This window comes from Lysinibacillus sp. NPDC056185 (assembly GCF_047737915.1).
Classification (GTDB): domain Bacteria; phylum Bacillota; class Bacilli; order Bacillales_A; family Planococcaceae; genus Lysinibacillus.
Map to the genome: position 1 here is coordinate 1 of NZ_JBLLLQ010000062.1, position 6,044 is coordinate 6,044.

Genomic DNA, 6,044 nt, shown 5'->3' on the forward strand with positions numbered 1-6,044 from the left:
CTCCTTTCTTTTTTTGATTATTCACAATATACAATATAAACATATGTTCTATAAAGAAAAAAGCACTTCATTCCTCCCACCTCTGAAGAAGTGGGAGGAATGAAGCTCACTTCTGTGAATAGATATTGTAATGCCCATCCCCTCCATAAAGGCTGCGTTGTTTGAAAAAGAAATAATAATTACCTATAGCAACCCCCTTAATATTTCACTAATGTACTATATCCAATAAATTAGTAACTTCCTTGATAACATATGACCATTCTTCGGCATTGGGGTCAATCACTTTAAAGTGCTCAGCGGATGGGATTTCCACCATTTTTACCTGATCCCCAGAAGCATCCGCTACACGTTTGTAGTTATAACTAATTCCGATTGGCACATTAATGTCGAGCGAACCGTGAATAAGAACTTGTGGAATCTGAAGGGGTAATAACTGAATCGGAGAAGCTTGCTCATAACGCTCCGGAACCTCTTTAGGTGACCCACCTACCAAATCAGATACAGGGCAGTTATTTGCTATACCGAATTCTGATAGACGTAAATGATGAACATCATCCATGAGTGCAAGATCGTTAACCCCTGCTAAGCTTATCGATCCTTTAAGAGAAAGTGGTTGTTCAGCAGTTCTTAAAACACTATTTTCTGGTAGGTTTTTACGACCCGCTAACCATAAAGCTAGATGCCCTCCTGCAGAATGCCCAATAGCAATAACCCCGCTTAAATCAAGATGATTTTCTTCTGCTATTTGTTGTAAATAATCGGCTGCATTTGCAACATCAATAAATGTACCTGGCCATCCTCCTCCCTCATCTCCAACACGACGAAATTCAATGTTCCAAGTAGCTATTCCCCTTGACGCCAAATCTTTTGCTACAGGTTCTATAATATCAAGGTTCCAAAAATTTTTCCAAAATCCTCCATGAATAACAATCGCGACAGGATAAGGACCCTCTCCTTCAGGGAGACGGAGATCCCCAAACTGCAACTGATTTTTTCCGTAAGTGAATCGTTTATTTCGTATACTCATAAGGGCACCTCCAAGTTTTTCTTGACTTTTTCATTTCAGACCTAAACTTAGTTTAAGGTCACCTAAAAAATAATATAAAGCAAATAGCCATAGGCAAGTTGACCAGAAATGGGAGAAGAAATGCATTTTTTCGTTTTAACAAGGTACTTTAATATAATACCCCCGTTATAATTTCATAAACTATGATAATACTTAATAACCTAAATAAAATGAATGTTTTTGATAGGTGGTATAAGCAGCATTTACTTATGGTGATAATTACGCAACTACAGGTGCTAGTAACAGTGATAGACACAGGCAGTTTCACAAAAGCTGTACAAACTTTAAATATGACCTAGCCGGCTGTCAGTCATGCCATATTAAATTTAGAGACAGATAGGGATCAAAAAAGGCTTGAATCTAACGGACATTGGAGAACGTATGATATTCCATATTAGAGCTATTTAGGATAAGCGAGAGCTACAAATGTTTTCTGTAGCGAAAGCGCAGCGACAGCTACAATTACGCAAAGGCGAAATTGATTCATCGCTAAAACTTTCAAATTTTAACGATAGCTATTGTAGTTGATTTTGATACAATTTCCCTCTCCAGCTTCTTTCGTTTAGTTCGCAATAAAAGCCCTACCATTAGGTAAAGAATTGTAGTAATAATACCTGCCGTTGGAGAAACAAGAAATTCTTTTCCCTGAGCAATTTTGATATATCCATCAAGAATAAGTGGATTCACAAGCGCATCTTCTGTCATATGCATAAGGACAAGCGGCCAAATACTTTTCGTCATTAAATAAATTTCTGTATACATTACTGTCCAGCAAATCATCGTCACAATACCTATCAACGCAAATAGCCACCTATCTACAGGGAGTACACTGAAGATATCACTATCTGATAAGAACACTAAAAAATACGGAATATGCCACGCTCCCCAAACACCACCAACAATAAAATACAACGAAAAATCATTTATTTTTAACGATGAAAGTTTACTCGTTAGATAACCTCTCCAAACCGATTCCTCAAAAAAGTTTTTAACAAATTGAAGCAGTAAACCACCAGCAAAAACTGAAACCAAAGCATCTAAATTGAAATCTGAAAAATCCATCCATCCAAATATATAGCTTAATAACAAAACTATAGAAGTGATGACAGGATAGACTAGGAGCGAGACAATATACCATTTTATGTTGCCTCTCAAATTAGCTAATAAGCCTATATCTCGCCACCCATCTTCAGCAAAGACACGTAACAGTATAGTTGTCAGCAGCGGAAATACTAGCCAAATGCCCATCCCAAGCGTGTCACCTTTAGGCTGTTCTGGGATGAAGCGATCTACAAAAACACCAAGCCAACCACATAGCAAAACAACAACTATAAAGATTATTAAGTTCCGTGTAGTTTTCACTTTTAATTCGCCTCCCTGTTTTCAAGGATTGAAATAACCCACATTGAATTGGGACAAGGAGTTTCGGGATGCAGCGCAATGTATTGGGCGATTCCTTGTATAGAACACCAAAATGCTACCGCAAGTGCCTCAGCATTTCCCTGTTTAATTTCTCCTAGTAATTGCCCCTTCTCTATTAATGAAATACTCTTTTTTATTAATTTATCTGCTTCCGTAAGCATTTCTTTTAAATATTCCGACAAGGAGTCAAGATGCTGTGCATTTTCCATTAGCACAAACATTTTTGCTGCAGATGGGTTTGTACGGATCATGTCAAACAAATCCTCAGCAGCCGTTGTAAAAATTGCCAATGGCGATTCATTCATAAAATTAAAATCCAACTTGAGTCTTTCACACCCTATGCGAATTAACTCTTCATAAAGCTTTTCCTTAGAGTCAAAATAATGAAAAAGTAGCCCCATGCTCATATCAGCAGCTTTAGCAATATCAGCAACTTTCGTTTCACCATACCCCTTCCGAATAAACAAATCTAATGCAGATTGTAAAATTAAAGCCCTTCGTTGTTCTTTTTGTTCATGTCTAATTGACATTTTTACCCATCCTTTTATTGAAAATATTTTCATTGAAATTGTATTCAATAAAATTGCAAATATCCCTGAAAAGTGCCCTAAAAATAAAAACTTTAATAAGTTTTCATTCCCTTTTGTAAATATCAATAAAAAAGGAACCTTTTATCTTTATGAAAGTCTAAATAGAAAATATCGGAATAAAGGAGGAAATAATGGGGGTTTCTGAACTTACTGTGATGGTTTTAATTTATAGTGGGATCTTGATTTTTTTCTTAGTACCCTTTAAAAAGCATCAAAGCAAGGAAATTAAGCGTCCAATTACTTTTAAAGAAAGTCTACTGCATATCACTTCTCATAAAAAGGCTTCACTAGCTCTCCTATTATTAGGCTTTTTGCTAGTAGCTATTTGGTTCGGATATGAGCAGGAGGTATATCATTTTAATGCTCACAGTGGTTATCCTCCTATAAGTTTAGGTTCAAAAGCAATTTTCTATATGTGCGCATTACTTGGATATACGGTCATTCTTTATTTACTGCTTGCATTATGGCTCTCCTTAAACATTTCAAAAAGAAAAAGAATTTAATTTGAATATTCTGTAAATTGTGGCGATTTTCGTACTTTAAAATAGTAATTACACAATTAAAAAACGACTTAACCACTACTATTATAGTAAAAACAAAATATCAGTTATTTACTATTCAATACTTCTTTAAAATAGAACACATTTCCCAAAAATATATTTTACTTTCATAGGAAAACAATTCTTAAACCGTTTTAAAATCGATATCCCTAGACAATTCAACCTTCCTCCAATCAAAAAACAAGGCTAACTTTTTTGTAAAATAATAACACGATTAAAATTAACAATTTTAATAAAAATACGAGTTGAACTTTTACAAAGAATAGAATACTATGAATTTCGAAAGGTGGTTCTCCATCATTCAAGCAATAACAATTATTTTAAAGGGGTTGGAAATATGTCAGACGTTCTAAAGCAATTTGTTATGCCGAAATCAAACTTATTTGGACCTGGAGCAATTCAAGAAGTTGGTAAACGCTTAAATGATTTAGAAGTGAAAAAGACATTAATCGTAACAGATGAGGGCTTACACAAATTAGGTCTCTCTGAACAAATTGCTAACATCATTATAGCTGCTGGAATTGATGTAGCAATTTTCCCGAAAGCAGAACCAAATCCAACAGATCAAAACATTGAAGATGGGATTACAGTGTATCATGCTGAAAACTGTGATTCGATCGTTTCTCTTGGAGGAGGTAGCGCACACGATGCAGCGAAAGGTATCGGACTTATTGCTTCGAATGGTGGACGCATTCATGATTACGAGGGCGTTGACAAATCACAAAACCCATTGGTGCCATTAATCGCTATTAACACAACTGCTGGTACAGCAAGTGAAATGACTCGCTTCACGATTATCACGGATACAGCTCGTAAAGTGAAGATGGCCATTGTGGACAAACATGTTACTCCACTACTATCAATTAATGACCCAGAGCTAATGATTGGCTTACCTCCTGCTCTAACAGCGGCAACTGGTTTAGATGCATTAACACATGCAATTGAATCATTTGTATCGACAAACGCAACACCAATTACTGACGCTTGCGCTGAAAAGGTACTTCAGCTAGTTCCTGAATATTTACCACGTGCCTATGCAAACGGTGCAGATTTAGAAGCACGTGAGCAAATGGTTTACGCACAATTTTTAGCAGGCATGGCGTTTAATAACGCTTCACTTGGCTATGTACATGCAATTGCTCATCAATTAGGTGGCTTCTATAATCTACCACATGGTGTATGTAATGCTATTTTATTGCCTCATGTTTGCCGCTTTAACTTAACAGCACGTACTGAGCGTTTTGCAAAAATCGCTGAATTGTTAGGTGAAAACGTTGAAGGATTAAGTAAACGTGATGCTGCCGAGAAAGCAATTACAGCAATTGAAAATCTTTCTAGCGATTTGAACATTCCAAGTGGCTTCCGCGAATTAGGTGCGAAGGATGAGGATATTGAAATCTTAGCGAAAAATGCAATGTTAGATGTATGTGCTGCAACAAACCCACGTAAAGCAACGTTAGAAGACATTAAACAAATTATTACAAATGCGATGGGCCCTGTAGCGAAAAAAGAAGAATCACTCGAAGCTATCGCACTTTCTTAATAAGTAATCAGAAGGCATGTCTCTTGGCATGCCTTTTTTTATTGAGGAAAACATTCTGTCATTGTATGTGACTCCAACACTCGCTATACTTTTCTTAAAAAGAATTGGAGATAAGAAGATGCGTTTAATATCAATATGTCCTAGTAATACCGAGCTTGTTGCTTATTTAGGTCTGACTGATCAACTTGTTGGTGTCGATGATTTTTCGGATTGGCCATTAGCAGTAAAAAATTTACCTCAGCTTGGCCCAGATTTATCAATTGATATGGATGCATTAGAGGCATTGCAACCTGATCTTGTACTCGCATCCTTAAGTGTCCCTGGCATGGAAAAAAATATTGAAGCGTTACAAGCTAAAAATATTCCCCATATTGTTTTTAATGCTAATTCATTAGAGGAAATCGCACAAGATCTCCATACTTTAGGTAAAGCCTGTGGAGTTGAAGGGCGTGCAAAAAAAATTTCTGAGGAATATTTACAATGTATCGATCGTCTTCGCACAATTGCTGAAACAATTCCTAAAAAACCCACTCTCTATTGGGAGTGGTGGCCAAATCCTATCTTTACGCCAGGTAAAATAAATTGGCTAACTGAAATTAGTGCCATTGCTGGTGGGCAAAATCTGTTTCAAGATGTAGAACTAGCAAGCGTGCAAACTGATTGGGCAGATGTAGTAAAGCGCGACCCAGACTATATTATGATGGCTTGGGTAGGAGTTGCCTTTGAGCGTATTCAACCGGCTAATTTATTAAAGCGTGCACATGCGCAGGAGCTTAAAGCCGTTAAAATGAAACAGCTTCACGTAATGGAGGAATGGCTTTATTGTCGCCCATCACCACGTCTTATAGAGGGTGCATTAAAGC

Annotated in this window: 6 protein-coding genes and 1 pseudogene; 4 read left to right on the forward strand and 3 right to left on the reverse strand. The window is 36.7% G+C overall.

All coding sequences use genetic code 11. The annotated features are described in order from the left end of the window. Positions 1–208 precede the first annotated feature (208 nt). Positions 209–1,027, reverse strand: coding sequence for an alpha/beta hydrolase family protein (locus ACMZ42_RS26645; RefSeq protein ID WP_415733358.1), 819 nt, complete (start codon positions 1,025–1,027; stop codon positions 209–211). 248 nt (positions 1,028–1,275) lie between these two features. On the opposite strand from ACMZ42_RS26645, the pseudogene ACMZ42_RS26650 reads away from it, so the two are divergent. Then, positions 1,276–1,471 (forward strand): annotated as a pseudogene (locus ACMZ42_RS26650) (LysR family transcriptional regulator); the annotation flags it as partial. Between the two features lie 93 nt (positions 1,472–1,564). On the opposite strand, the gene ACMZ42_RS26655 reads toward ACMZ42_RS26650, so the two are convergent. Both ACMZ42_RS26655 and ACMZ42_RS26660 read right to left on the reverse strand, forming a co-directional pair. Beyond that, positions 1,565–2,428 carry a type II CAAX prenyl endopeptidase Rce1 family protein gene (locus ACMZ42_RS26655; protein ID WP_415733359.1) on the reverse strand — a complete coding sequence of 288 codons (864 nt, stop codon included), beginning with the start codon at positions 2,426–2,428 and terminating at the stop codon, positions 1,565–1,567. A 2-nt stretch (positions 2,429–2,430) separates the two neighbouring features. Then, positions 2,431–3,051, reverse strand: coding sequence for a TetR/AcrR family transcriptional regulator (locus tag ACMZ42_RS26660; RefSeq protein WP_415733360.1), 621 nt, complete (start codon positions 3,049–3,051; stop codon positions 2,431–2,433). A 158-nt stretch (positions 3,052–3,209) separates the two neighbouring features. Here ACMZ42_RS26660 and ACMZ42_RS26665 point away from each other — a divergent pair, with 158 nt between their 5' ends. The 3 genes from ACMZ42_RS26665 to ACMZ42_RS26675 all read left to right on the forward strand — a co-directional run. After that, positions 3,210–3,581: a hypothetical protein gene (locus ACMZ42_RS26665; protein WP_415733361.1), complete on the forward strand. Its 372-nt coding sequence runs from the start codon at positions 3,210–3,212 to the stop codon at positions 3,579–3,581. A gap of 394 nt (positions 3,582–3,975) precedes the next feature. Next, positions 3,976–5,181 (forward strand): iron-containing alcohol dehydrogenase, encoded by a 1,206-nt coding sequence (locus ACMZ42_RS26670; protein ID WP_415733362.1) that lies wholly within the window; start codon positions 3,976–3,978, stop codon positions 5,179–5,181. A gap of 118 nt (positions 5,182–5,299) precedes the next feature. Then, the coding region (locus tag ACMZ42_RS26675) for a cobalamin-binding protein (protein ID WP_415733363.1) at positions 5,300–6,044 on the forward strand (745 nt) is incomplete at its 3' end.

Excerpts from the sequence above, each read along its gene's own strand:
- ACMZ42_RS26645 (WP_415733358.1), bottom strand. The coding sequence starts at position 1,027 with ATGAGTATACGAAATAAACGATTCACTTACGGAAAAAATCAGTTGCAG.
- ACMZ42_RS26660 (WP_415733360.1), bottom strand. The coding sequence starts at position 3,051 with ATGAAAATATTTTCAATAAAAGGATGGGTAAAAATGTCAATTAGACAT.
- ACMZ42_RS26665 (WP_415733361.1), top strand. The coding sequence starts at position 3,210 with ATGGGGGTTTCTGAACTTACTGTGATGGTTTTAATTTATAGTGGGATC.
- ACMZ42_RS26670 (WP_415733362.1), top strand. The coding sequence starts at position 3,976 with ATGTCAGACGTTCTAAAGCAATTTGTTATGCCGAAATCAAACTTATTT.